Annotated in this window: 21 protein-coding genes and 1 pseudogene; 13 read left to right on the plus strand and 9 right to left on the minus strand. The window is 61.4% G+C overall.

Annotated elements, in window-relative coordinates:
- The first annotated feature begins 65 nt into the window (after nucleotides 1-65).
- A complete protein-coding gene (locus BMW49_RS09060) occupies nucleotides 66-1,418 on the plus strand; it encodes a purine-cytosine permease family protein (RefSeq protein WP_069518315.1) in 1,353 nt (450 codons plus the stop codon).
- A 128-nt stretch (nucleotides 1,419-1,546) separates the two neighbouring features.
- Nucleotides 1,547-2,281 (plus strand): MBL fold metallo-hydrolase, encoded by a 735-nt coding sequence (locus BMW49_RS09065; RefSeq protein ID WP_069518317.1) that lies wholly within the window; start codon nucleotides 1,547-1,549, stop codon nucleotides 2,279-2,281.
- Between the two features lie 57 nt (nucleotides 2,282-2,338).
- Here BMW49_RS09065 and BMW49_RS25320 read toward each other — a convergent pair whose 3' ends face one another.
- From BMW49_RS25320 to aceK, 3 genes are all read right to left on the minus strand, one after another.
- Nucleotides 2,339-2,473 (minus strand): PA1414 family protein, encoded by a 135-nt coding sequence (locus BMW49_RS25320; protein ID WP_256540153.1) that lies wholly within the window; start codon nucleotides 2,471-2,473, stop codon nucleotides 2,339-2,341.
- A gap of 122 nt (nucleotides 2,474-2,595) precedes the next feature.
- Complete coding sequence (locus BMW49_RS09070; RefSeq protein WP_244168323.1) at nucleotides 2,596-4,629, minus strand: TonB-dependent receptor family protein; 2,034 nt, start codon at nucleotides 4,627-4,629, stop codon at nucleotides 2,596-2,598.
- A gap of 55 nt (nucleotides 4,630-4,684) precedes the next feature.
- Nucleotides 4,685-6,406, minus strand: a complete 1,722-nt coding sequence (aceK, locus tag BMW49_RS09075) for a bifunctional isocitrate dehydrogenase kinase/phosphatase (protein WP_069518321.1) — start codon at nucleotides 6,404-6,406, stop codon at nucleotides 4,685-4,687.
- Nucleotides 6,407-6,862: 456 nt separating this feature from the next.
- On the opposite strand from aceK, the gene BMW49_RS09080 reads away from it, so the two are divergent.
- On the plus strand, nucleotides 6,863-7,753 hold the full coding sequence (locus BMW49_RS09080) for a DMT family transporter (RefSeq protein WP_069518323.1): 891 nt from the start codon (nucleotides 6,863-6,865) through the stop codon (nucleotides 7,751-7,753).
- A gap of 64 nt (nucleotides 7,754-7,817) precedes the next feature.
- On the opposite strand, the gene BMW49_RS09085 is transcribed toward BMW49_RS09080, so the two are convergent.
- Both BMW49_RS09085 and cysK read right to left on the minus strand, forming a co-directional pair.
- Nucleotides 7,818-8,678, minus strand: a complete 861-nt coding sequence (locus BMW49_RS09085; protein ID WP_069518325.1) for a DMT family transporter — start codon at nucleotides 8,676-8,678, stop codon at nucleotides 7,818-7,820.
- Nucleotides 8,679-9,257: 579 nt separating this feature from the next.
- The gene (gene cysK, locus BMW49_RS09090; protein ID WP_069518328.1) at nucleotides 9,258-10,232 is read right to left on the minus strand and encodes a cysteine synthase A; all 975 of its coding nucleotides are present in this window, start codon (nucleotides 10,230-10,232) and stop codon (nucleotides 9,258-9,260) included.
- A 131-nt stretch (nucleotides 10,233-10,363) separates the two neighbouring features.
- Here cysK and BMW49_RS09095 point away from each other — a divergent pair, with 131 nt between their 5' ends.
- From BMW49_RS09095 to BMW49_RS09110, 4 genes are all read left to right on the plus strand, one after another.
- Nucleotides 10,364-11,431 carry an AsmA family protein gene (locus BMW49_RS09095; protein WP_069518330.1) on the plus strand — a complete coding sequence of 356 codons (1,068 nt, stop codon included), beginning with the start codon at nucleotides 10,364-10,366 and terminating at the stop codon, nucleotides 11,429-11,431.
- Between the two features lie 122 nt (nucleotides 11,432-11,553).
- The gene (locus tag BMW49_RS09100) at nucleotides 11,554-12,399 is read left to right on the plus strand and encodes an AAA family ATPase (protein ID WP_069518332.1); all 846 of its coding nucleotides are present in this window, start codon (nucleotides 11,554-11,556) and stop codon (nucleotides 12,397-12,399) included.
- Between the two features lie 16 nt (nucleotides 12,400-12,415).
- Nucleotides 12,416-12,811, plus strand: a complete 396-nt coding sequence (locus BMW49_RS09105) for a GFA family protein (protein ID WP_069518334.1) — start codon at nucleotides 12,416-12,418, stop codon at nucleotides 12,809-12,811.
- Nucleotides 12,812-12,848: 37 nt separating this feature from the next.
- Nucleotides 12,849-14,027, plus strand: coding sequence for a vWA domain-containing protein (locus tag BMW49_RS09110; protein ID WP_069518335.1), 1,179 nt, complete (start codon nucleotides 12,849-12,851; stop codon nucleotides 14,025-14,027).
- Nucleotides 14,028-14,070: 43 nt separating this feature from the next.
- Here the strand turns inward: BMW49_RS09110 and BMW49_RS09115 are convergent, their stop codons facing one another.
- The 4 genes and pseudogenes from BMW49_RS09115 to BMW49_RS09130 form a co-directional block, all read right to left on the minus strand.
- The gene (locus BMW49_RS09115; protein WP_069518337.1) at nucleotides 14,071-16,233 is read right to left on the minus strand and encodes a methyl-accepting chemotaxis protein; all 2,163 of its coding nucleotides are present in this window, start codon (nucleotides 16,231-16,233) and stop codon (nucleotides 14,071-14,073) included.
- 829 nt (nucleotides 16,234-17,062) lie between these two features.
- Nucleotides 17,063-17,965, minus strand: a pseudogene (locus BMW49_RS09120) (IS5 family transposase).
- Nucleotides 17,966-18,314: 349 nt separating this feature from the next.
- Nucleotides 18,315-18,896, minus strand: a complete 582-nt coding sequence (locus tag BMW49_RS09125; RefSeq protein WP_069518339.1) for a GNAT family N-acetyltransferase — start codon at nucleotides 18,894-18,896, stop codon at nucleotides 18,315-18,317.
- Nucleotides 18,896-19,450, minus strand: a complete 555-nt coding sequence (locus BMW49_RS09130; RefSeq protein ID WP_069518341.1) for an RNA polymerase sigma factor — start codon at nucleotides 19,448-19,450, stop codon at nucleotides 18,896-18,898. Before BMW49_RS09130 ends, BMW49_RS09125 begins: the two co-directional genes overlap by 1 nt.
- A 263-nt stretch (nucleotides 19,451-19,713) precedes the next feature.
- Here BMW49_RS09130 and sctW point away from each other — a divergent pair, with 263 nt between their 5' ends.
- Genes sctW through BMW49_RS09160 form a run of 6 tightly spaced genes read left to right on the plus strand, consistent with a single transcriptional unit; the run spans nucleotide 19,714 to nucleotide 26,276 of the window.
- Nucleotides 19,714-20,832, plus strand: coding sequence for a type III secretion system gatekeeper subunit SctW (gene sctW, locus BMW49_RS09135; RefSeq protein WP_069518343.1), 1,119 nt, complete (start codon nucleotides 19,714-19,716; stop codon nucleotides 20,830-20,832).
- Nucleotides 20,829-22,934, plus strand: coding sequence for a type III secretion system export apparatus subunit SctV (gene sctV, locus BMW49_RS09140; protein ID WP_069518345.1), 2,106 nt, complete (start codon nucleotides 20,829-20,831; stop codon nucleotides 22,932-22,934). Before sctW ends, sctV begins: the two co-directional genes overlap by 4 nt.
- Before the next feature lie 10 nt (nucleotides 22,935-22,944).
- Nucleotides 22,945-23,919, plus strand: coding sequence for an FHA domain-containing protein (locus BMW49_RS09145; RefSeq protein ID WP_069518347.1), 975 nt, complete (start codon nucleotides 22,945-22,947; stop codon nucleotides 23,917-23,919).
- Nucleotides 23,916-25,274 carry a FliI/YscN family ATPase gene (locus BMW49_RS09150; protein WP_208600962.1) on the plus strand — a complete coding sequence of 453 codons (1,359 nt, stop codon included), beginning with the start codon at nucleotides 23,916-23,918 and terminating at the stop codon, nucleotides 25,272-25,274. Before BMW49_RS09145 ends, BMW49_RS09150 begins: the two co-directional genes overlap by 4 nt.
- Nucleotides 25,261-25,725: a type III secretion protein gene (locus BMW49_RS09155; RefSeq protein WP_069518351.1), complete on the plus strand. Its 465-nt coding sequence runs from the start codon at nucleotides 25,261-25,263 to the stop codon at nucleotides 25,723-25,725. The genes BMW49_RS09150 and BMW49_RS09155 overlap by 14 nt, the downstream gene beginning before the upstream one ends.
- Nucleotides 25,722-26,276, plus strand: a complete 555-nt coding sequence (locus BMW49_RS09160; RefSeq protein ID WP_069518353.1) for a type III secretion system HrpP C-terminal domain-containing protein — start codon at nucleotides 25,722-25,724, stop codon at nucleotides 26,274-26,276. Before BMW49_RS09155 ends, BMW49_RS09160 begins: the two co-directional genes overlap by 4 nt.

The raw sequence follows: 26,276 nt of genomic DNA on the forward strand, positions 1-26,276 counted from the left end.
GAACCACCGTAATCACTGACTGCCGCGTTACCCATACCTACAATCAAACATCGGGGAGTCGTTTCATGTTCAAGAATCTCAGCCAGTACTTTGGCCAGGACAGCCTGGCGCCAACATCGGCGGCGCACCGCAGCCTGGGCTTTGGCGGCACCACCGCGCTGTGGCTAGGCGCCAACGTGGTGGTCACCACCATTCTCACCGGCATGCTATTGGTGCCGGATCTGCCCTTTTTGCAGGCGCTGCTGATCGTGTTGGTCGGCTCGGGCATCGGCATTCTGCCGCTGGTACTGGTTGGCCTGATGGGCCAGCGCACCGGCCTGACCACCATGGTGCTGGCGCGCGGCAGCTACGGGCCGCTGGGGGCCAAGCTGCCCTCGCTGGTGAATTTGCTGACCCTGCTGGCCTGGAGCTGGATTCAAGCCCTGCTGGCCGGCATGAGCCTGAACTACGCGGTCGAGCACCTGACCGGCTACTCCAACCTGCCGCTGTTCACCATCCTCTGCGAAACCCTGGTGCTGGCCATCGCCCTGCGCGGCCACCTGGGCATTGAGCGGGTCGAACGCTGGGCGGCGATTGGTATGCTGCTGCTCACGGCGGCAGTGTTCTATGCCATGGGCCGCAACTTCGAGTTCAGCGCGCTGCTGAGCATGCCCCAGGAGCCGCGCAACGAAATCACCCCCGGTATCGCCTTCGATATCGTCATCGCCACGGCGTTTTCCTGGATTCCGCTGGCGGCTGATTACAACCGCAACTGCCGCAGCCAAGGCATCGCCGCCACGGGCACCTGGGTTGGCTATGTCGCGGCCACACTCCTGGCTATGGGCCTCGGTGCCACGGTCTCGGGGTTCTCGGTGCTCGGCGGCATGGAGCAAACCTATGACCCGGCCGTGCTGCTGGCGGGCTTCGGCTTTGGTCTGCCGGCGGCCATTGTGGTGTTTCTCTCGGTAATGACCACCAACGTCATGTGCGTCTACAGCGCCTCGCTGTCGTACCTGAACATCAGCCCGAAAACCCGCTTCTGGAAACCGGCGCTGTGCATCGGTGTGCTGTCGATCCTCGGCTCGCAGATCCCCGGCATCCTCGACAACTTCCAGAGCTTTCTGCTGGTCATCGGCAGCGTGTTTATCCCGGCCTTCGCCGTGCTGATCGCCGACTACTTCGTGATCCATCGCGGTCAGTACGAGGTCGCCGACCTGTTGGATGAAAACGGCGGGCGCTATCGCTACCTGGCGGGCATCAACCCGGCAGCGTTCGCCGCCTATGCGCTGGGGGCGGCGCTGGCCTACTACTGGGGCTGGGTCTCCCCGCTGCCAGTGGGCGCCTCGCTGCCGGTGTTCGTGATCACCGCCGTGGGCTATGTCATCCTGCGCCGCTGGGTGCTGGTGCCGCAAGCACCTAGGCTGACGCAGCAAGGTTGATGGGCAACGAAAGCATTCCCGGGTATCGCTGCGCTCAACCCAGGCTACCGCTATGTGGCGCCGTCGTTTTTGTAACCTGGGTTGCGCGCCGCCCGCAGGGCATCCACCGGTAAAGAGCGAGGGCCGCTATGAAAATTGTCAGTCGCGACCGCTGGTTCGAGGTCGAGCACCGTTACGACGGCATCAGCCTGATCCACGAGCCTTACGTGCGGCCGTTCTACCGCTGCAACATGTGGCATATCCAGGGGCGTGAGCGCGATGCGCTGGTCGACTCCGGTTCCGGCCTGGTCAGCCTGCGTGAGCAACTGCCCTGGCTGACGGAGAAACCGTTGCTGGCGGTGGCCAGCCATTGTCATTTCGACCATATCGCGGGCCACCATGAGTTCAGCGAACGCCTGGTGCACCCGGCCGAAGCGGACATTCTGGCGGCGCCCGACGGGGCCAATACCCTGGCCACCGCCTTTGTCGGCGACGAGATGTTCGAGGCCCACCCGGATTGCCCGCTGTGCTATGCCGAGTACCGGGTCAGGGCCGCACCTGCCACCCGGCTGATCGACGAAGGCGATGTGCTCGACCTCGGTGATCGCGTGCTGCAGGTGCTGCACACACCCGGCCATTCACCAGGCGGTATCAGCCTGTGGGAAGCGCAGACGCAGACGCTGTTTTCCGGCGATATCCTCTATGACGGCCCGCTGATCGAAGACGCCTACCACTCCGACCTGCACGCCTACGCGCAAAGCCTGCGTCGCTTGCACGAAATGCCGGTGCGTACCGTGCATGGCGGGCACTTTGCGAGCTTTTCGGGCACACAGATGCGGGCGCTGATCGACAACTGGTTTGTCGAGCACCCGGATTTGGCATAAAAGCATTTAGAGCAGGCCGAACGGCCTGCTTATGGAAACCCGAAGTACCGCAGCGCGTTAGCGGCGACGCGGCGCCTGTTGCGGTCGGCGCGGATCGTTCTGGCGCACGGGGATGGGCTGCAACACTGGCTTGTCCAGCAACCCCAGAGCGACCAGCAGGTCGTGCAGGGCGTTGTATAACTTGGCGATCATGAGGTACCTCCTGCCAAGGGTGGCGAAAGCGTGCTTCGAGCACGCTTTACAAGCCTAGATGAAACCGTGGAAAACTGCGCGCCTATTCCTGCATCAGGCTGTTTCAAGCGCGCTGGTTATGGCTAAAAGGTCGCGCGCATGCCCACGTACAGGGTACGTCCGGGCCCCGGTTCAAAGTAGCGTCGATTGTTGTCGTTGATCCTTACATTGTCGAAATAACGGCGATCAAACAGGTTATCGAGCCCCAAGTAAGGTTCCCATACCTGCCCACCGGCCTCGAAGCGCTTGCCGACTCTGGCGTTCCACAGCGTATAGCCGGCCACCGACACCTGATTGGCGTCTTCGGCATACATGCCGCCCACAGCCTGCATATTCAGCCGCGCATAGTAGCTCGCCCGCTCGAAGCCCAGTTCAGTGAACAGGTTATGCCGGGGAATGCCAGGAATATCGTTGCCGGCAAAATCCCCACCCGCCGTGCGGTAATCCTCGAAACGAAAGCGGCTGTAGCTGTAGGCGCTCGACAAGCGCCAGGCGTCGGCGAACTGCCAGTCCAGGCTGGCCTCAAAGCCCTCGCGCCGAGAGGCGCCGGCATTGCGGAAGTAGTTACGGTCATTGAGTCTAAAACCGATCAGCTCGTCCTCAAGAGTCATGCTGAACAGCGCCAGGTCGTAGCGCAGCCCTGGCCATTCGCCCTTAAAGCCCACCTCGCGGTTTAACGCACGGGAGGGTTCCAGCGACGGATTGAAACCGCCACCAGCCGGGTTGGCCAGTTCGTTGACCGCTGGGGCTTCAAACGAGGTTGAAAGCCGCCCATAGAGTGACTGGTGCTCATCCAGGCGATAGCTCAGGCCGGCGCTGTAGTTCCAGTCGCGCAGGGTCCGTGAACCGGAATCATCGCCATTCGTAGGGCGGATGAAGTGGTCGTCCACCGCCAGGCGCACGCGGTCGTAACGCAACCCCAGGGTCGCCTGCCAGGCCTCGCTCAAGGCGATTTCATCTTGAATAAACAGTCCGCTGCTCGCGGCCTTTTCATCCTGGCGCAGAGTTTCATCACCACGGGTGCCGAGCAGGCTGTTGTAGCGGCGACGGTCATCACGCTGGGCTTCCAGGTCTACCCCGCTGGTAATGGTGTGGGCCAGGCCAAACAGCTCGCGTTTATGGCTGTACTGGGCGCCAACGCCAGCGAAGGTGCGGTCGAAAGTGGTCTGCCCACCGTTGGGAAACGCCAGACGATTGCCGAACTGGCGCTGGCCGATATAGCTGCGCAGCTGGTAGGTGTCGGCACCCGGCCCGAAGCCCTCCCACACCAGGCCCAGGCGCTGCTGACGAATATGTTCGTCAGCGTCATACGCCAGATTATTGGGCGCCGCCTGGCGGCGATCCCCACGCACTTCAGCGGCGGTGAGCCCGCCGGGGTCTTCGGCGCGGTTGTCGATGGCGTTAAAGGTCAGCCCGAGCCGCCCGGCGTCGCTGTACCAACGCAGTTTGCCGCTGAGCGTATTGGTTTCGGCGCGGCTGTGCTCGCGGTAGGCATCCAGCACCGTGCTGTTGAAGGCCAGCACGCCGCCCAGGTTGCCGGCCATGCCGCCGGTCTCGACCCGCGCCCGGCGATAACCCAGCCCACCGGTACTCAGGTCGAAAAACGAATAAGGCGTAGCCGGTGGCTCGCGGGTTTCGATGGCCAGCACGCCGCCAGCAGCGTTGCCATAGAGCACCGAGGCCGGCCCGCGAATCACCTCCATACGCTCGACCAGGCCCAGGTCCAGGCCGTCGAGTTCGGTCTGCCCGTCCGGCATGGTCAAGGGCACGCCATCGACCAGCACGCGCACACCGCGCACACCAAAACTGCCGCGCGCACCAAAACCGCGGATCGACGGGCGCAGGCCCTGGGCCAGGTTATAGCGGTTCTGGCTGAACACCCCAGGCACCGGTGCCAGCAGGCGGTCGAGTGCCAGGTTCTGCTCGCCCTGGGATTGGTCGGCTTGCACCGCGCTGACGGCCGCCGGGCTGGTCAGCCAACGGCTGCTGGTACGTGGTGAGGTGATGACCAGCGGCGCCAGCTCGGCGGCCGGCTCGGTGGGCGAGGTTTCGGCCAGGCTAACGCCAGAGCCCGTGCACGCCAGTAGGCCGGCCGTGGCGCGTAACAGGGTTTTCACCGGGGGCATTCCTTATTTACAGAAAAGAAGTCTTGAGGTGTGACGGCGCGGCGCCTCATTCGGTTCGCTCGCGTTTACGCCGGTAGGGAAATACATCGATCACCGCGCCGTCGCGGATGGCCGTTTGCAGCCCCTGCCAGTAGGCCGCGTCGTACAGCTCACCGTGCAGCGTGCTGAACAGCCGGCGCTGGCGGATATCGGCGAACAGAAACGGCGGAAACTCCTCGGGAAACACGTCGTTCGGTGCAATCGAATACCAGGGTTCCGCGGCCATCTCGTCTTCGGGATAACGCGGCGGCGGAATTCGGCGAAAGTTGACCTCGGTGAGCAGACTGATCTCGTCGTAGTCATAGAACACCACGCGGCCATGGCGGGTGACGCCGAAATTCTTCAGCAGCATATCGCCGGGAAACACATTGGCCGCCGCCAGTTGTTTGATCGCCAGGCCGTAGTCATCCAGGGCCTCGCGCACCTGCGCTTCGCTGGCTTGTTCGACATACAAATTGAGCGGGGTCATGCGCCGCTCGGTCCAGCAGTGGCGCACGCGCACACTGTCGCCCTCAAGCAGCACGGTAGAAGGCGCCACTTCCAGCAGCTCGGCCAGGCAAGCCGGCTCGAACTTGCTCAGCGGGAAACGAAAATCGGCGAACTCCTGGGTATCGGCCATGCGTCCGACCCGGTCGATACTCTTCACCAGGCGGTACTTCTGGATCACCGTATTGCGGTCAACGGTCTTGGACGGCGAAAAGCGGTCCTTGATGACCTTGAACACCGTGTTGAAGCCCGGCAGAGTGAACACGCTCATGACCATGCCACGCACGCCGGGGGCCATGATAAAGCGGTCATCGGTACTGGCCAGGTGATCGATCAGCGCCCGGTAGAACTCAGACTTGCCGTGTTTGTAAAAGCCAATCGAGGTGTACAGCTCGGCAATGTGCTTGCCCGGCAGGATGCGTTTGAGAAAACCGACGAACTCCGCCGGTACCGGCACATCGACCATGAAATACGAGCGGGTGAAGGAAAAGATGATCGACACCTCGGCCTCGTCGGTGATCAGGGCATCGATCTGGATGCCCCGCCCTTCGCGGTGCAACAGCGGAATCACCAGCGGCCACTGCTCATCCAGGGTGAACAAGCGGCCAACCAGATAGGCGCCCTTGTTGCGGTACAGCACCGGTACAAAGAGCTCAACGCTAAGGGCTGGGTCCTTGCACACCCAGTCCGGCAGATCGGCACGCAGTTGCGCTTCCAGGCGTAGCAGATCACCCGGCAAATCCTCATAGGGCATCGCAAACGGGTAGTCGGCAAAGATCGCTTGCAGCAGCGCACCCAGGCCATCGCCCAACGCATAACGGCGCGTTTGCGCCGCCCGCTGACGGCCTTGCAGCGCCGGCCGGGTGGTATGGATAAACATGCAGCCGTCGTTGATCTGGTCATGGCTGAACAGGCTGCAGAAGCTGGAGTTGAACCAGGTTTCGGCCAACTCGTCATCCAGACGTCGGTCGATCAACTCAATGTAGGCCCGCTTCACCCGTGGCCAGTGCTCGACCGCCAGCAACGCCTCGCCATGCTGCTTACGCAGATGCTCGGCCAGGGCGGCGACCTGTTCTTCATAGAGGTTGATGCGCGCTACCGACGCCTGCTGCGCCGCCTGCCATTGGGCCTGCTCGAAGCGCGCCTGGGCACCGTCGGTAAGGCGGCGGAACAGTTCGCGGTAGGCGTCGAACCCGTCGAGTATCTGCCGTGCGATTTGCGTATCCGGCCATGGTTGCGCCACGGGCAAACTCCTGCAGAAAGCCTAAACAGCGAGCGCCGAGCTTAGCCAGTGATGGCAACGAGTAACAGCAGCGCAGCACGGCGACCCACTTTCATCGTTATCAAAATTTTTCGATGGGGTGAGCGTTGATCGTCGGTGGGAGGGGCTTTAGCCGCGACGGTTTCAGCGCCTGTAAGATCAATCGCGAATAAATTCGCTCCTACAAAAGCTACCTTTTGTCGTTATCGAGGGCCCTCGTTCCCACGTCGAGACGTCGAACCGTCCGCGTGGGCATGCAGCCAGAGACGCTCCGCGTCTCACTACAGCGGACGCGGAGCGTCCCGAGCGTGGGAACCATCTACGCGTGTATCGCCTTATGAAATGTAGCGCCGCTGCTGTTTAAAAGTCGAATTCGGATTGTCTTGAGGCGCGCGCACGGCAACACTGCTCGCCCTCATTGATGCCTGGGAGCTTATCGTGCGCCTCGCTGACCTTTTGCGTTTGCTGCTGCTTGCCGCCATCTGGGGCGCGAGCTTTTTGTTTATGCGCGTCATCGCCCCGGTGCTGGGCAGCATGCCGACGGCCTTCTTCCGCGCCAGCCTGGGTGCTGTGGGCTTGCTTGCGGTGTTGCTGGTGATGCGCGTGGGCTGGGATTTTCGCGGCAAACTCAAGCAGTGTCTGGTACTCGGGGTGATCAATGCGGGGCTGCCGTCGGCCATGTACTGCCTGGCCGCACTGGTATTGCCGGCCGGTTATTCAGCGATTTTCAATGCCACCACACCGATGATGGGCGTGCTGATCGGCATGCTGTTCTTCGCCGAGGCGTTGACCCTGAGCAAGGCCGCTGGCGTCGCCCTGGGCCTGTTCGGCGTGGCTGTGCTGACCCGCACCGGCCCGGTAGAGCTGGACCTGCAACTGTTGCTGGGTGCTCTGGCCTGCCTGGTGGCGACTGTCTGCTATGGCTTTGCCGGCTTTCTCGCGCGCCGCTGGATCGGCCAGCAAGGCGGGCTGGACAACCGCCTGACCGCGTTCAGCAGCCTGTGCGGTGCCAGCCTGTTTCTGCTGCCGCTGTTTCTCGGCTCCCTGGCGCTGCAGCCGCCAGCCAGTTGGGGTGGGCCGGCGGTGTGGGCGTCCATGGCCGGGCTGGGGCTGCTGTGCACCGCCCTCGCCTACGTGCTGTACTTTCGCCTGCTGAGCGACGTCGGCCCGGTCAAGGCCTCGACCACCACCTTTCTGATCCCGCCGTTTGGCGTGCTCTGGGGCGCGCTGCTGCTCGACGAGCCGCTGTCCTGGGCCTACCTGTATGGCGGTGTACTGATCGCCATCGCCCTCTGGCTGGTGGTACGCCCGAGTGCCACTGCACGCTGATCAGCGAGGACCTGGGTTGCTGAGCCTGCATGCGCGCAGAAACCCAGGCACCCAGGCATGTTAGCTAGCGCTGACGGAACACCAACACCAGCCCCAGCACGATCAAGCCCATACCCAGCAAGCTCAGGGGCGCCAGGCGATTGCCGAATACCAGGTAATCCAGCACGGCGGTGACCGCCGGCACCAGGTAGAACAGGCTGGTGACGTTGACCAGATTGCCCCGCGCGATCAGGCGGTACAGCAACAGGCTGGCGGCTACCGAAATCACCAAGCCCATCCACAGGGCCGGTAACCAGAAGCTGGCCGACATCTCCAGCTCGAATGGTTGGAACGGCACCACCAGTGCACACAGCAGCAAGCCGGCCAGGTACTGCGTCGGCAAGGTGCCCAGTGGGTTGTCACGAATACCCTTCTGCATGATGGTCCCCACCGTCATGGCGAGTAACGCCGCCAGGGCGCAGAGCATGCCACTCCACGACAGACCGGACAGCCCAATGCCCTGGAACACCACCAACACCAGCCCCAGCAGACCAAGGGCCAGGCCGAGCAGTCGGGCCGGCGACAAACGTCGCTCCAGGTAAACAGCGGTGAGTATGGGTTGGGTACCGAGCAGCGTGGCCATCAAGCCGGGAGTGACCTCCTGCTCAAGGGCTAGCAAGTAGAACACCTGATAGGCACCGACCAGCACCAACCCCGTGCGCCAGGCCGCCCAACGCGCGGCAGGCGACGCCGGACCATGCAAGGGCAACAGGCGCGCCAGCAACACAAACGCACAGCACGCCAGCACAAAGCGCACCAGCAGAAAGGCGAACGGTGAAGCATGGGCCAGGCCCAGTTTGGAAACGATCGCACCACTGCTCCACAGCAGCACGAACAAGGCTGTGGTGCCATAGGCAACCAGGGTATTGCGGCTCAAGACAATCATGAAAATGCCACCTGTACAGGCAAAACGATAGCGTCACGTCACGAGGACGGAAGGACGCAGGTCAGGGGAAGGCCGGGCGGCAGGCTGCGCAAGCAACCTGCTGCGGCCAGGCCTCAGGCCGCTGCTGGCGGCGGAGGCGCGTAGCCCGCTGGCGGGCTGACAGGTGGTGGTGCCAGGGAGGTAATCGCCGCAGGCGCCATCGACTGCTGCAACGCGTGCAGAACAGAGGACTGGATAGGCGACGCGGCGAAGAAGGACATGAGACGTCTCGACAAAGCGATCAGAAGTTGCCGGACTATAACCCTGCCCGGGCAAGCCTGACCAGCGCTCTGCCGATTAGCGCTGCGTGATGTTCAGGTCATCGGCCTGCGCCACCTGAAAGCGATGGGGATATCCCGGTTGGCTGTTGTAACCCGTGCAGACCATAACCACCGAAGACGCGTAGGAGCCCCGCCTCGGGGCGAAGCGATTGCAGCCATTCAGTGACTTCGGCGTTGCCCCTGGCATTCGCCGCGGGGCGCGGCTGCCATGAAAAGCATCGTCCCCGTGCAACAGGGCAGACCTATGCCCTCGCGAGGGCTACTGCTGCAGTTCCTGCTCGGTGAACATATCGCTGAACAGCATGCTCGACAGGTAACGCTCACCGGAGTCCGGCAGCACCACGACCATCGTCTTGCCCTGCATCTCCGGGCGCTCGGCCATGCGTACGGCCACGGCCATGGCTGCGCCGCAGGAAATCCCACAGAGAATGCCTTCTTCACGCATCAGTCGCAGGGCCATAGCTTTGGCGTCTTCGTCGGTCACCTGCTCGACCCGGTCGACCATGCTCAGGTCGAGGTTCTTCGGCACAAAACCGGCGCCGATGCCCTGGATTTTATGCGGGCTGGGTTTGACCTCGTCGCCGGCCAGGGTCTGAGTAATGACCGGCGAGCTGATCGGCTCCACCGCCACCGAGAGGATCGGCTTGCCCTGGGTCTGCTTGATATAGCGCGACACACCGGTAATGGTGCCACCAGTACCCACGCCACAGACCAGCACGTCGACCGAGCCTTCGGTGTCGTTCCAGATTTCCGGGCCGGTGGTCTTCTCGTGGATTGCCGGGTTGGCCGGGTTGTCGAACTGCTGCAGCAGCAGGTAATCCTGGGGGTTGGCGGCGGCCAGTTCGGCGGCTTTGTCGATAGCGCCCTTCATGCCCTTGGCCGCCTCGGTCAACACCAGTTCGGCACCGAGAGCCTTGAGCACCTTGCGCCGCTCCAGGCTCATGGAGGCCGGCATGGTCAGCAGCAGCTTGTAACCCCGCGCCGCCGCGACAAAGGCCAGGCCAATGCCGGTATTGCCCGAGGTCGGCTCGACCAGGGTCATGCCCGGCTTGAGTACGCCGCGTTCCTCGGCATCCCAGACCATGCTGGCACCGATGCGGCACTTGACCGAATAGGCTGGGTTACGCCCCTCGATCTTCGCCAGGATGGTGACCCCCTTGGGCCCGAGACGGTTGATCATCACCAGCGGCGTGTTGCCGATGGCCTGGGCGTTATCTGCGTAAATACGGCTCATGCTGCCTCTCCTTGATGCGCGAGGCACACAGCCTATGCCCGCTGCTGGCAGGCGTCCAGCCGCAAAAACGCTCGAACTCACCATGCACCCTCAGGGTCAATCACTGTGTCTGATTACCACCGGCCCTGCTTATGCTGCTCCGTAAACGCCTCCCGCTTATCCTGCTCGGCCTGGGCGCCCTGCTGCTCGCGCTGCACGTCACCCTACCCTACCTGGCGCGCGACTACCTGAATGGCAAGCTGGCCGAGATGGGGGATTACCGCGGGCAGATTGACGACATCGACCTGGCGCTCTGGCGCGGCGGCTACCGGATCAACGGCTTGCGCATCGTCAAAGCCGAGCGCGAAGCGCCCGTGCCGTTCGTCGATGCGCCACAGATCGATATTGCGGTGAGCTGGAATGAGCTCTGGCGCAAACGCGAGGTGGTCGCCCGCGTGGTGTTCGAGAACCCCGAACTGAACTTCGTCGATGGTGAAGGCGCAGACGACTCGCAGACCGGTGAAGGCGTCGACTGGGCTGAACAATTGAACAAGCTGCTGCCCATCACCCTCAATGAAGTACGGGTGAACAACGGCACCGTGGGCTTCCATAATTTCGCCTCGACACCACCGGTGGACATCAAGGCCACTGCGGTCAACGCCAGCCTGTATAACCTGACCAACGTGGCCGACGCCCAGGGCAAGCGCGTGGCCCGTTTCGAGGGCAACGCCCAACTGCTCGACCATGCGCCCCTGGAAGCCACGGCGGTGTTCGACCCGTACCACAACTTCGAGGATTTCGAGTTTCGCGTACGCGCCACCGACGTCGAACTGCCGCGCCTCAACGACTTCGCCAGCGCCTATGGCAACTTCGACTTCGCCGCCGGCACCGGCGATCTGGTGGTCGAGGCCAGCGCCGAGCAAGGCCAGCTCAGCGGCTATATCAAACCGCTGCTGCACAATGTGGAAATCTTCAACTGGCAACAGGATGTCGAGCGCGACGACAAAGGTTTCTTCCGTGGCCTCTGGGAAGCCCTGGTTGGCGGCGGCGAAGCCCTGCTGAAGAACCAGCGCCGCGACCAGTTCGCCACCCGCGTAGAACTCAGCGGCAGCGTGCACCAACAGAATGTCAGTACCTTCCAGGCGTTTATCGGCATCCTGCGCAATGCCTTTATCGAAGCTTTCGACCCGCGCTTTGAAGGCCCACCCGCGCAAGACTGAGCCACCGTGACTGCCCATTCAGTGACTGAATGACCCGTCTGCGTTCACAGTCGTGAAGCCGGCGCGGTATAGTCTCGCCCACTGTTCAACTGTCCGGGCGCGCCCCGTTCGAGGATTTTCCGATGAAGTTTGAAGGCACCCAGTCCTACGTCGCCACCGACGACCTCAAGCTGGCGGTCAATGCCGCCATCACCCTGCAACGCCCGCTGCTGGTCAAGGGCGAGCCAGGCACCGGCAAGACCATGCTCGCCGAGCAACTGGCCGAATCTTTCGGCGCGCGCCTGATCACCTGGCACATCAAGTCCACCACCAAGGCCCACCAGGGCCTCTACGAGTATGACGCGGTCAGCCGCCTACGCGACTCGCAGCTGGATTCGGACAAAGTTCACGACGTGCGCAACTACATCAAGAAGGGCAAGCTGTGGGAGGCCTTCGAGAGCGATGAGCGGGTGATCCTGCTGATCGACGAGATCGACAAGGCCGACATCGAGTTCCCCAACGACCTGCTGCAAGAACTCGACAAGATGGAGTTCTACGTTTACGAAACCAACGAGACGATCAAGGCCAAGCAGCGCCCGATCATCATCATCACCTCGAACAACGAGAAGGAACTGCCCGACGCCTTCCTGCGCCGCTGCTTCTTCCACTACATCGCCTTCCCGGACCGCGTGACCCTGGAGAAGATCGTCGATGTGCACTACCCCAATATCAAGAAGGACCTGGTCGCCGAAGCGCTGGACGTGTTCTTCGACGTGCGCAAAGTGCCGGGCCTGAAGAAAAAGCCCTCCACCAGCGAACTGGTCGACTGGCTCAAGCTGCTGATGGCCGACAACATCGGCGAAGCCGTGCTGCGCGAACGCGACCCGACCAAAGCTATCCCGCCCCTGGCCGGCGCGCTGGTGAAGAACGAGCAGGATGTGCAGTTGCTCGAACGCCTGGCGTTTATGAGCCGTCGTGCCAGTCGTTAAGAATAGGGAACAAGCCATGCACAGCGGCAGTTGCCTTTGCGCTGCAGTGAAATACCGCATCGACGCACCTATCGACTCGGCGAATCATTGCCATTGCGTGATGTGTCGCAAAGCCCATGGCGCGGCATTTGCCACTTACGTCAATGTGCGGCGCAAGCACTTTCACTTCACACAGGGCGAGGAATCACTGGGCCTCTATCACTCCTCACCGGGCGTGACGCGGACCTTTTGCAAAAATTGTGGCTCGACCTTGCAGTGGTACAGCGAACAGCCCCATCCGAACTGGCTTTCAGTAGCATTGGGCACGCTGGATACAGCAGTGGGCGAGATCGCTCAGACGCATATTTACCCGGAATCGAAAGCCGACTGGTACACCATCAATGATGGGCTGCCAGTGGAGCAGCGCTCCTAAAAGCGCCGCAATCAACCGAATTCACGAGGACGCAGCCATGCTGCTCAACCTATTCAACGAAATGCGCGCCGCCAAGGTGCCGGTGTCGGTGCGCGAGCTGCTCGACCTGATCAACGCGTTGAAGCACAACGTCGTGTTCGCCGATATGGACGAGTTCTACTTCCTCGCGCGCACCATCCTGGTCAAGGACGAGCGGCATTTCGACAAGTTCGACCGCGCGTTCGGCGCCTACTTCAACGGCCTGCAGAACCTCAACCAGCATATCGAGGCGTTGATCCCCGATGAGTGGCTGCGCAAGGAGTTCGAGCGTTCGCTGACTGACGAGGAGCGTGCCAAGATCGAGTCCCTCGGCGGCCTGGACAAGCTGATCGAGGAGTTCAAGAAACGCCTCGAAGAACAGAAGGAACGCCACGCTGGTGGCAATAAGTGGATCGGCACCGGCGGCACCAGCCCGTTCGGCTCTGGCGGCTTCAACCCGGAAGGCATTCGCGTGGGCGACGCCGGCAAGCGCCAGGGCAAAGCGGTCAAAGTGTGGGACCAGCGCGAGTACAAGAACCTCGACGACCAGGTCGAGCTGGGCACGCGCAATATCAAGGTAGCCCTGCGCCGCCTGCGCAAGTTCGCCCGCCAGGGCGCCCAGGACGAACTGGACCTGGACGGCACCATCGACCACACCGCGAAAGACGGCGGCCTGCTGAATATCCAGATGCGCCCGGAACGGCGTAACGCAGTGAAACTGCTGATCCTGTTCGATATCGGCGGCTCGATGGATGCCCACGTCAAGGTCTGCGAAGAACTATTCAGCGCCTGCAAGACCGAGTTCAAGCACATGGAGTATTTCTACTTCCATAACTGCGTGTACGAGTCGGTGTGGAAGAACAACCTGCGTCGCACCAGCGAGCGCTTCTCCACCCAGGACCTGCTGCACAAGTATGGCGCCGACTACAAGGTGGTGTTCGTCGGCGACGCAGCCATGGCGCCCTATGAGATCACCCAGGCCGGCGGCAGCGTCGAGCATTGGAACGAGGAGCCAGGTTACGTCTGGATCAAGCGATTTATGGAGAAGTACAAGAAGCTTATCTGGATCAACCCCTACCCCAAGGACACCTGGAGCTACACCGCCTCGACCAGCATCATGCGCGAGCTGCTCAACGAGCAGATGTACCCGCTGACGCTGCAGGGGCTGGAAGACGGCATGCGCTTTCTGTCCAAGTAACGCAAACAGGCCCGTTAGGGCCTGCTGTGTAAAGCCGGTTGGCCTAGGCCTTCTTGATCTTGAAGCGGCTCAGCTCCCGCTGCATCAACGAAGCGCGGTCCGACAGTTCCTTGGCTGCCACCGCACAGGCTTGTGAATTGGACTGATTCTTCTGCGTCACTTCGTCAATTTGCTCAAGGCCGATACTTGCCTGCTGCAAGCCGGAAGCCTGTTCGCTGGAGGCCTGGTAGATCTGTGACACCAGGTTGGAGACCGCGGTGGTGCCGGTGACGATGCTCTTCAGCGACTCGGCGGTGCGCCCGGCGATAATCATGCCGCGCTGGGTCTTGATCGACGAGTCGGCAATCAGCGCCGAGGTTTGCTGCGCCGCCTCGGCGCTGCGTGCGGCCAGGCTGCGGACTTCATCAGCGACCACGGCAAACCCGCGCCCCAGCTCGCCAGCCCGTGCGGCTTCAATCGCCGCGTTCAACGCCAGCAGGTTGGTCTGGGCGGCAATATTGTCGATGGTGGTGATAATCGCGGTGATGTCTTTGCCCGAGTTGTCGATTTCAGCCATGGCGGCAATCAGCTCGCTCATCAATTTGTCGCTTTCGCCGGCATCGGCGCGTGAGGTTTGCGATTGCAAGTCGGCCTTTTTCGCATTGGCGGCGTTGTCGCTGGTTTGCGCCGCCATTTGTGTCATCACCGCACTGATCTCGGTGATCGACGAAGCCGAGTTGGACGCCCCGTCCGACAAGGACTGACTCAGCTCGGTGACCTGTGCCGAACTGCCGGTGATCTGGGTCGCGCTGCGTTGCACTTCGGAGATCAGACCATTGAGGTTGCCAACCATCTTCTCCAGGGAAATACCCAGGGTGTCCTGAGGTGACGACAGCTGCACCTGCAGGTCCAGATCGCCCTCGGAGATACGCTCGGCGACCCGCACCTGGCGTTGCAGGCTTTGCGACATATCGTTGAGGGCAAAAGACAGTTGCCCGACCTCGTCCTCGGTTTTCTGCACCAGACGCTGGGAGAAATCACCCAGGCTGATATTGCCCGCCAGTACCGCAGCCTCGCGAATCGGCCCAACAATCTTTGCCGCGGTCAGCCACAGGGCGACCAGGGCCAGCAGGGAAATCACCAAGCCCGCGGACACCTGCCAGAAGCTGTTGCTGATACTGCGCGCCTGCAGTTCCTGCTCCAGGGCAATCGCCTGGCTCATGACTACGGCTTTAGGCAGGCGAATCAACAGCGCCCAGGGTTTGCCGGTGCGGCCTAACTCAATCGGCATCAGCACCTCGAAGTTCCCGGTACTCGGGTCGAGCAAGCTCTGGGCACGCCCCGCCTGGATGTCCCCCAGGACCTTTTCCCAGGACGTCGGCAGTAAGGTCTTGAGCGCCTGCCCGATCAAATCACTGCGCTGGCTGTCGGCAACTATTAATCCCTGGTTGCTCAGAATGGATACGGAACCTTTGCCGTCATACAGCTCAGTGGACATTTGCTCGCTGAGCTTCTGAATAAAAGAAATATCAAAGTCAGCCCCCACCACCCCATAAAATTTGCCATTGGCCACGATCGGCACTGACAAGGTGGTTAACCAGACATTCTTGCCCTGCACCACGTAGGGCAGCGGGTCCAGCACGCTTTCTGTCAAGGTGTCGCGCGGGCCGCTGTACCAGCCGCCTTTCAATACCCCGTTGGGGTGGCGATCCGCCGAGTCATACTCCACCAGCGGCTGTACCGCGATAGTGCCGTCGGCACTGCGCGTCCAGTACGGTGTAAAGCGCCCGGTCTGGGGATTATTGCCATCCTGATCGTTGCGAAACGCAGAATCCTGCCCGTCCAGGGCATCCGGCTCCCAGCAGGAATAAGTACCGTTGAAGTCGGGATTACTCTTCAGAACGCTGAGCAATACCGTATTGATTTGCTCACGACCAATGTCCAGCGGGCTTTGCGCAGCCTTGCTGGCAGCAAAGGTATTGGCCATGGTGCGCGCCGCATCCAAAGCGCCCTGCAACTTGGTTTGAATGGCATTGGCACGAGACTCGGCCAGGTTTTCAACTTCCCGGAAGGTCGCTTTTTCAATCAGACCAGAAACCTCCTCGGCAACATATGCCTCATTCGCCCGGGCACTAAAAAGCCCATATCCCACCAGACTGGCGGACGAGAAAAACAGGCATATGCCCGCTGTCACACATATGCGCATCTGCAGCGACTTGAACTTCATAACGCCCTCGGTCTTTCTAATTTTGCGTAAAAGATGGCAGCATCCAATTCCCTTGCACAAAACTTCCAAACGACGAAAAGCGTTCACCCGCCATCATTCATCGCTAAGGGCAACTCCCCTCAACATGAGCGTGGTGATTTATCTGGATGTCAAAACCGCTTATCCCAGAGCAGGACAGCAGCTCCTCACCTGGCAAGCACCGTTCAGGAAGCTCCCCTGGGTGGACGACAGAGAGGGACACGGCACGAATGCATTCAGATCAACAGCACCAGTACCATGCGCCTATTATTTTCAGCCCAAAAAAAATTAAAACCAGCACAAATAAAAAATACGGCCCTGATCTGCAAACCGAAAGCCTTCAAAAAGTTAAACACGCTAAATAAAGCTCAATACTGACGCAGATCAGGCTGGGGCTAGATTAAATTAGAAAACGGCCCATGACAGTTAATACTTTAGCGCAATCGCAACTACTACTTTAGTAGCACTCACAACAACAATACCATCAGAGAAACAAGAGAAACCTATAGCTTTCAAGCCTAAACCGACCTCACACAACCACTACACCGCCGGCCTATTAAATATTGACGCAAAGTCACAACACCAAAATTTACGCAAAACTAAAAAGAACCATAACCATTAAGATAAAGATTAAAACTCAACCAAATCTGGATTTTAATTCTTAGGGAAGGTCTGAAGTAGTCATGTGTTTCTTACTGACTTCAGCCTCTGCTGATTTTGAAAGGGGCTAACCGATCAAAAACGATCAGATCGCCCGCTCATTTGTGTATTTCTGGCCTCAGCGATAACCTCGCCGCGGCTATTTCCCACACTACAGGCGCACCTCTCCTACATTAGTCAGTAAATGTCTGCGCGCCATCCACAGGTTCGACACCGCGAACAATGTCATCAGTTGCGCCGTGTTCTTTGCCAGACCACGGAAGCGCGTCTTCACATAACCGCACTGGCGCTTGATCACTCTGAATGGGTGTTCGACCTTGGCGCGCACCTGGGCCTTGGCCTTCTCGATCTTGAGCGTGGCTTTGTACAGCGCGCTGCGCTTACCAGGTTTCTTGTTAGTGCTGCGGCGGGCGACGATCTAGCAGATGACCTTACGGCCTTCATGCTCAGGACGTTTATCGACGCCGGTGAAGCCCGCGTCACCGCCGACCATGCTTTCATCGCCGTGCAGCAGCTTGCCGACCTGGGTGATGTCCGCCACGTTGGCCGCAGTGCCCACCACGCTGTGTACCAGACCGGACTCAGCGGCCACGCCGATGTGAGCCTTCATTCCGAAGTAGTACTACTGGCCCTTCTTGGTCTGGCGCATCTCCGGGTCGCGCTTGCCGTCCTTGTTCTTGGTCGAGCTCGGCGCATTGATCAGCGTGGCATCGACGACGGTGCCTTGCCGCAAGGACAGACCACGGTCGCCCAGATAGCCATTGATGACGGCGAGGACGCCAGCAGCCAGTTCGTGTTTCTCCAGCAGCCGGCGGAAGTTGAGGATGGTGGTTTCGTCTGGGATACGCTCCAGGCTCAACCCCGAGAACTTGCGCAGAATGGTCGTCTCGTACAACGCCTCTTCCATCGCCGGATCGCTGTAGCCGAACCAGTTTTGCATCAGATGGACCCGCAGCATCGCAATCAACGGATACGCCGGGCGGCCACCTTCACCTTTGGGGTAGTGCGGCTCGATCAGGGCAATCAAGCCCTTCCACGGCACAAACTGATCCATCTACTCCTTGCGGGTCTGCTTGCGCTTGCCGGCGTACTCAGCGTCGGCAAAAGTCATCTGCTTCATCGGGAGTCTCGGTGGGTGGAGTCCGGGTATTTTGCCAAAACTAGGAAGCCTTCTTCAGAGTTTCCTTAAAAGGTGTGCCCTAAGGGGGTAGGTTTGAGTGAATAGCGACAGGCTACGTCGCCGTAGCCTGGCCAAAAATCAGCGTGCTGAAGAAGCGCGCTAACAGCAGGCACAGCTAAGGGCCGTGTGGGGCGACGGCCCCACTGCGCAATCGCCGTGGCCCGGTCTGTCAACGCGCGCGTGCCCACGCATACGCGAACACTCGTTGCTCAACGTGGGCGAGTCAGACTGCCTCCGAGGCATGCTGCCGAACCGGTACGTTCAGCGACGGCCCCAAGGGCAGGCCAAACAGCAGCACGTCGGCGCGTTGCTCACCAAAACGGGCGATGTTGGGCAAGCGCGCCCACAGTTGGGCGCCAATCGCCGTGACGATCTTCTGGCTCGGGGTGTTGGCCGCCATGATCCACGCCACCAGGTTCTCCAGCCCCGCTTGCTGCCCGAGGATGACCGTGGCCTTACAGAGCAACACGCCAATACCGCTACCGAAATGGTCCGCGCGCACGTAGATGGCCGTTTCCCCGGTGCGGTAACAGGCCTGCGTGCCCCAACTGAAACGGTTGATCGACAACCAGCCAAGGACCTCGCCCCGCCGCTCATACACGTAGACCGGCAAGCCATCGCGCTTGTAGAGGTTGACGTAAAACTTCACCTCTTCATACGTCATCGGCCGGGTCACCGGCGAGTTGGCGCCACTGCCCGCCGTCTCATTGAAGATGTTCATCATTGCTTCGAGATCGTTTTCCGTGAACTCGCGAACACCTTTGGGCAGACGTGGCAGCTCGGGCTTAAGGACAAAGCCGTTCATCAATGCACCTCCTTGGAGTACACGCTGTTTTTGAGCTGCCCGCGCGCCCGCGCCAAGCGTGAGCGGATGGTGCCAATCGGGACATCCAAGTGCCGCGCGGCGTCCTGGTAGCTGATGTCCGAATCGACCACCAACTGGATGACGGCGCGCATGTCTACCGAGAGTTCTTCGATGGCATCAAGGGTGCGCCCCAGGGTGCGCTGGTAATCGCTGACATGGCTGGGGTCATGGCCATGCTCCAGGTTTTCCAACTCGGCGTCGGTCAGTTCCATACAGCGGGGCTGGTTGTAGAACGTCTTGAAAAAGTTGCGCACCAGGTTGGCGGCAATGCCGAACAACCAGGTTTCCGGCTTGGAGGTGCCTTGGTATTTGTGCTGGTTACGCCAGGCTTCCAGGTACGTCATCTGCATCAGGTCATCGACATCAGCCTGGTTGAATACCCGCTTACTGATGAAGCACCTGAGCTTTTCCTCGCTGCTTTTGGCCAGGCCACCCAAGTCCAGCGCAATCACACCAATGACTTTACCTTCGCACTGCAGGCTTTTGCTTCCCACGGTTGTATCTCCCTATCCACACATAATATTTGCCGAAGTGGCCAGGGAGGGAGAGCAGCGAATGTACCAACCATTTATAAAAAACAAGTCGTTGTTTTATAAGGCTTTATAAACAGCAAAAAGGGGGTTTTGTGCCAGTTTTGGCACGCCTGCAAAAAAACCTGTGCCAGATCAGGCACAGCCGGCAAAACACTCACAGGGAGGAACCGCGAGCGCGCAAATGCCACTCAGGGCACACATGATCCGAGGCGATAGCGCAGCCCATGAAAATCAATTCTCTTCCCGACATGCGGCCAGCCGACCTGGAGCCGCTCCCTCGCCCACCCGTTCAGGAAACAGCCAAGTCGTTTGCCCCCAAGAACCCGCTACTCGACTCCATGGAAGAAGTGGCGATGAAGTTCAGCGAAAGCGTGGAGCGCCACAGCAAGGGGCTGGAGCAGCGGCAAGTGCGTGAATCCAGTAGCGCGCAACGCGTCGAGCGCATCGAGAAGCTGACCGAGATGTACAGCCTGCTCGATAACGGCGAGCAACCCAGCCTTGAGCAGCAAGCCCGGCGCATGCAGATCCAGATGATGCAGCAAGGCAGCTCGCTGCCTGATCTGCTGAAAATGGCCGATAACGACCCGGCGCGCGCCGACATCCTGTTGCAACAGGTTGTGCGCATGTCCGCCTCCGGAGGCAGCGAAGCCGATCATGAGCACGCCCAAACACTGCTTGATGAACTGCGCCTGACCCATGGCGACAAGATTCGCGCCGGCTTTAATACCGCCAGCGCCATCGCCCTGTTCAGCAGCGACCCGCAACAGCGCAGCCTGATGCGTCAACTCTATTACAAGGCAATTATCGGCCAGCAACCCTTGGCCAGCCTGCTCGAAGCCTTGCTCGAACGCTTCAACGAGGATCAGCTCAGCCGTGGCCTGCGCACCTTGCAACGGGCATTGGCCGACGACATCGCCGCCCTCGCCCCGTCACTCCCAGGCGGGGTGCTGCGCTCGATGCTGCGCAGCCTGGGCGCCAGCGGCCAATTGAATAACCTGCTGAAAGCCTGCCTGGCCTTGCTCGAACGCCTGGCCAAGAAGTCCCCCGACAGCAGCATGACTGCACTGGGTATGAGCAAACGGATATTGCGTTTCTGCGGTAATGGCTTCTTCGCCCGCGACCTGACGTTGCTTGCCGAAGAAACCATGGGCCGCACGCCCAACCTCCAACCGCTGTTCTTCAACAGCCTGTACCCGCTGCTGCAAAACCTGCCCCTGGCGCTGTGGAAAGACCTGAAAACCCGGCAGAACGGCCTGCGCCTGCTGCAGGGTTTGATGGATGAGCTGGCTCACCAGGAGCGCAAGGCCATGGGCCTGGATGATGGCGGGAGGGTCATCCAATGATCCGCCTCATCCATGCCCTCAATAACCTGGCGCTGGCCGTTATGCGGCGCACGGAAATCGTCGGCGCAATCATGGTCATGGCCATCGTATTCATGATGATTCTGCCCTTGCCCACCGCCCTGGTGGACGTGCTGATCGCGCTGAACATCTGTATATCTTCCTTGCTGATCGTGCTGGCGATGTACCTGCCGCGCCCGCTGGCGTTCTCCACCTTCCCGGCCGTGCTGCTGCTAACCACCATGTTTCGCCTGGCCCTGTCGATTGCCACCACCCGCCTGATTCTGCTGCAACAGGATGCCGGGCATATCGTTGAGGCATTCGGCAGCTTCGTGGTGGGTGGCAACCTGGCGGTGGGCCTGGTGATCTTCCTGATCCTGACCATCGTCAACTTTCTGGTCATCACCAAGGGCTCGGAGCGGGTGGCTGAAGTAGCGGCACGCTTCACCCTGGACGCCATGCCCGGCAAGCAGATGTCCATCGACAGCGACCTGCGCGCCAACCTGATCAACGTTCGCGAGGCGCGCCATCGGCGTGAGCAACTGTCCAAGGAAAGTCAGTTGTTTGGTGCCATGGACGGCGCGATGAAGTTCGTTAAAGGTGATGCCATCGCCGGCCTGGTGATCGTGTTCATCAACCTGATCGGCGGGTTTTCCATTGGCGTGCTGCAGCACGGCATGGAAGCTGGCGACGCCATGCACCTGTATTCGGTGCTGACCATCGGTGACGGCTTGATCGCGCAGATCCCCGCGCTGCTGATCTCCCTGACCGCCGGCATGATCATCACCCGTGTAGCCCCGGACAGCCAAACGGCCGATGCCAACATCGGCCACGAAATCGCCGAGCAGCTCACCAGCCAGCCCAAAGCCTGGGTGTTCTCCTCCATCGGCATGATGGGCTTCGGCCTGATACCGGGCATGCCGACCCTGGTGTTTGCCAGCATCAGCCTGCTGTGCCTGTTCAGCGGGCTGATCCAGTTATGGCGCATACGCCAGAAAGAGCTGTATCAAAACCAGATCGGTGCTGCCCGCAATGGCGCGCCCGAACTCAATGGCCGCGAAGATATCCGGCGCTTCAACCCGGCACGGGCCTACCTGTTGCAGTTCCATCCCAGCCACAAGGGGGCACTAGAACTCGACACACTGATTCAAGGCATTCGCCAGTGCCGCAACACCCTGGTGCATAACTTTGGCCTGACCCTGCCGTCGTTTGACATGGAGTTCGTCGAGCACTGTGAGATCGACGAGTTTCGTTTCTGCGTATATGAAGTGCCGTTTATTCGCGCCACCCTGTCGCTGACCCACCTGGCGGTCGATGTGCGTGATGTAGAGGCAGATCAGCCCGGCGAACGCGGCCGGGTTGAGCGCGACGAAGCCCAGTGGATCTGGGTTGATGCCAACGACCCGCTGTTTACCGACGAGGACATCGTCGGCATCAAGCCCTACGACCTGATTCTGGAGCGCATGGGCCGCGCCTTTCAGGCCACCGGCCCACAATTTATCGGCCTGCAGGAAAGCAAGGCGATCCTCAGTTGGCTGGAGTCCGAACAACCCGAACTGGCGCAGGAGCTGCAACGCACCTTGCCATTGGCGCGCTTTGCCGCCGTGCTGCAACGCCTCTCCGCCGAACTGGTATCACTGCGCTCGGTCAGGCCGATTGCCGAAACCCTGATCGAGCAAGGCCAGCATGAACGCGACCTGAATGCCCTGACCGACCATGTACGCATCGCCCTCAAGGCACAGATCTGCCATCAACACAGCGAAGCCAACACCCTCAACACCTGGCTGGTGACCCCGGAAACCGAAGTGTTGCTGCGCGATGCCCTGCGCCAGACGCAGAACGAATCCTACTTTGCCCTGGAACCCGAGCTTGGCAGTGCGCTGCTCGAACAACTACGCGAAGCCTTCTCCCTGCACGCCAACCCGCCGTCCAGCCCCAAAGTCGTTCTGCTGGTCGCCCAAGACCTGCGCAGCCCCTTGCACAGCCTCTTGGCAGACGAGTTCAACCACGTACCCGTGCTGTCTTTCGCCGAGTTGTTGTCCACGGTGCAAGTCAAGGTTCTTGGTCGCATCGACCTGGATGAAGCACACGCCCTGATGGCCTGATGGAGTCCCTATGGAAGCGCAAAAACACTACGAACTACGGGTTCTGACCGGCCTGCACCGGGGCGCGGCATTGCCCTTGAATGGCGATCAATGGTGCATCGGCTCATCCAGCGAGGCCGACCTTGCACTCTACGACCCCGGTATCAAGGACAGCCACTGCATGCTGCGCCTGGTGGACAGCACCTGGTCGCTGGCCAGCAGCGAAGGGCCCGTCACCGACAGCGAAGGCCACAAGATCGAGGGCACCACCGAGCTGGAGCCAGGCACCCCCTTTGCCCTCAATGGCGTGTGGCTGTCGGTGCTCAGCGCCAACACCGAATGGCCGCCCGAAGACGAGCAAGCGCCCGCATCTGCCCACGCCCTGGCCAGCCCCTTTACAGAAGACGCCGAGCCGCAATACGCCGCCGATGAGCAAGCGCCCACGCATCTGGTGGCAGAACGCGACGCCCCGGCCGCCAAACCGGCGCCGCGCTCGCTGCTGGGGCTTGGGCTGCTGGCCGGCTCGCTGGTGGTGTTTCTCGGCGCGCTGTCCTGGCTGGTCAACCGCGAAGAACCCGCCCCGCCCGCACCACTGCAACCGCCCAAGGTGGTTCTCAAGGATGCAGCCGAGGTCAAGCAGGTCCTGAGCAAAATGCTGGCCGAGCGCGAGCTGCACACACGCGTCAGCCTGGAGGAGGAAGACGGCAAGATCCTCCTGCACGGGCCGTTCGAGGAGGACGACCTGCTGCAGTCCACCTCGCGCATGCTGCTGCACTTCGACCGCCAGTACAGCACCCCGCTGCCTGTGCTAAACACACTGCCAGTGGCCACGCCGGCCCTACCCTTCACCCTCATCCAAATCAACAACACGCACCTGGCCAGCGTGCTCACCAGCGATGGCCGACGCCTGTTCCTGGGCGATGAGGTCGATGGCGTGCGCTTTGTCGATATCAACGAACATAGCGTGGTGTTCGAGGGTGAGCGGCGTGTGGAGGTGAGCTGGTGAGCGCATCGCCCACCGCGCGCCTGGACGCCTGGCGCCAGGCACACCGCGAGCGCCTGCAACGCTGTGCGCCCGTGCAGATCATGGGCCGTATTGCCGGGGTCAACGGTATCCTCCTACACAGCCACATGCCCCAGGCGCGCATCGGCGATTTGTGCGAAATCCGCCGCGCCGATGGCAGCGAGGTGATGGCCGAAATCGTCGGCTTCGATCGCCAGCACACCTTGCTCGCCGCCCTCGGCGCGCTGGACGGGATAGCCATCGGTGCGCCGGTTCGGCCGCTGTTCCAGCCCCACAGCCTGGTGGTGGGCGACCACCTGCTGGGCGCGGTGCTCGATGGTTTCGGCCGCGCGCTCAGCGCGGACGGGCCTTCGGCCTTTGCCCTGGCCGGTGCGGTCGGCGCCCAGCCGGTGATCCGCGATGCGCCGCCAGCCACCGAACGGCCGCGCATCGAAACGGCCCTGAGCACCGGGCTGCGCGCCATCGACGGGCTGCTGACCCTCGGCGAAGGCCAGCGGGTGGGCCTGTTCGCCGGGGCCGGCTGCGGCAAGACCACTCTGCTGGCGGAGATGGCGCGCAACACCCCCTGCGAGACGATTGTGTTTGGCCTGATTGGTGAACGCGGCCGAGAGCTGCGCGAGTTTCTCGACCACGAGCTGGACGAGCAACTGCGCGCGCGCACCGTGCTGGTCTGCGCCACCTCGGACCGCAGCAGCATGGAGCGCGCCCGTGCGGCCTTTACCGCCACCACCATTGCCGAAGGTTTTCGCCAGCAGGGCAAATCGACCCTGCTGATCATCGACTCGCTCACCCGTTTCGCCCGCGCCCAGCGCGAGATTGGCCTGGCCAGCGGCGAGCCGGCCGGTCGCGGCGGGCTGCCGCCGTCGGTCTACAGCTTGCTGCCGCGCCTGGTCGAGCGCGCCGGGCGGACCCGCACCGGGGCCATCACCGCCTTGTATTCGGTGCTGATCGAACAGGACTCGATGAACGACCCGGTGGCCGATGAAGTGCGCTCGCTGCTGGACGGCCATATCGTGCTTTCGCGGCGCCTGGCCGAGCGCGGCCATTACCCGGCCGTGGACATTCTGACCAGCCTGAGCCGCACGATGAGCAATGTGGTGGGAACCGAACAGCTCAAAGCGGCCACACAGATACGCAGACTGTTGGCGGCTTATCAGCAGGTGGAAATGTTGATCAAGCTGGGGGAGTACCAACAGGGGAACGATCCACTGACCGACTTCGCCGTACACAGCCGTGAGCAGGTCATGGATTTTCTGCAGCAATCGCTACGAGACCCGGTGTCGCTGGACGACACCCTGGACCACCTCATACAGGTAACTGCTGATGTCCCACGATGACCTTGATCTGCTGGATTCGGCCAATGACCCGCAGATGGAAACCCTTGGCCAGACCCTCGATGTCCTGGCGCCGATCCGGCGCCACCGCTTGACCCTCGCCGAACAGGCCTGGCGCCGCCAGAACCAGGTGCTCAAGGCCCTGCACAGCCGCCTGCAACAAATGACCCAGGACATCGCATCACTGCACCACGCCTATCGCCAGTCACGCATTGAGCAGCGCCAGCGACATGCCAACCGACCCTTGCCCCTGAGCGAAATGAATGCCTGGCTGGCCCAGGAGCGGCAGGCCATCCGGCATATCGAGCGCAGCGAAAAGCACCTGAGCACCCTGCAGCATGAATACCGCCAGCAGCACATCTGGACCCAAGACAGCCACCAGGAGCTGCGCCAACGCCAGCGTGATGTTGAAAAGCTCGACTACCTGCTGGATCTCGTACAGGAGGCGTCATGAACAGCACACCGGCGCCGCACAAGCCCACCCCGCCTCGCCCGCAGGAGCTGCCCAAGCCCCGCAGCGCGAGCAGCGAAAGCAGTCTCCCGGCACTCAAGCACGAACGTGGCGAGGCGCTGCCCCACGAGACCCTGGAAGAAGGCGAACTCTTCGAGCAGATGATGAGCGCCGCCAACGACAACGTCTTCTGGCTGGCTAGCGAGCCGCCGCACGGGCTGGCCGATGGCTGGCGCGATGGCGCAAAGCAGGGCGGTAATGCCTACCTGCCCCCGGCCCCGGTCAAGATCTTGTGGGACGCGCTGCTCAACCCAATCGGAGAGCACCTGACCAGCCACGCCATGCAGGCCATGGAAGCCGTCTTCGAGCTGCCACAGCTCGGCAAGGTGACGGTGCAGGTGACACCGCGCAGCGACGGCCTGGATATCGCCCTGCGCTTTGCCCGCGACGCCGCCTTGCAGCGCTGCCAGGAAACCCGTGAAGCCAGCCGTGACTGGCTCAGCCAACGGCTGGGGCGTCGCGTCAGGCTAACCCTCACGCAGGCAGGTGATTGA

The organism is Pseudomonas cuatrocienegasensis, assembly GCF_900110925.1.
Lineage (GTDB): Bacteria > Pseudomonadota > Gammaproteobacteria > Pseudomonadales > Pseudomonadaceae > Aquipseudomonas > Aquipseudomonas cuatrocienegasensis.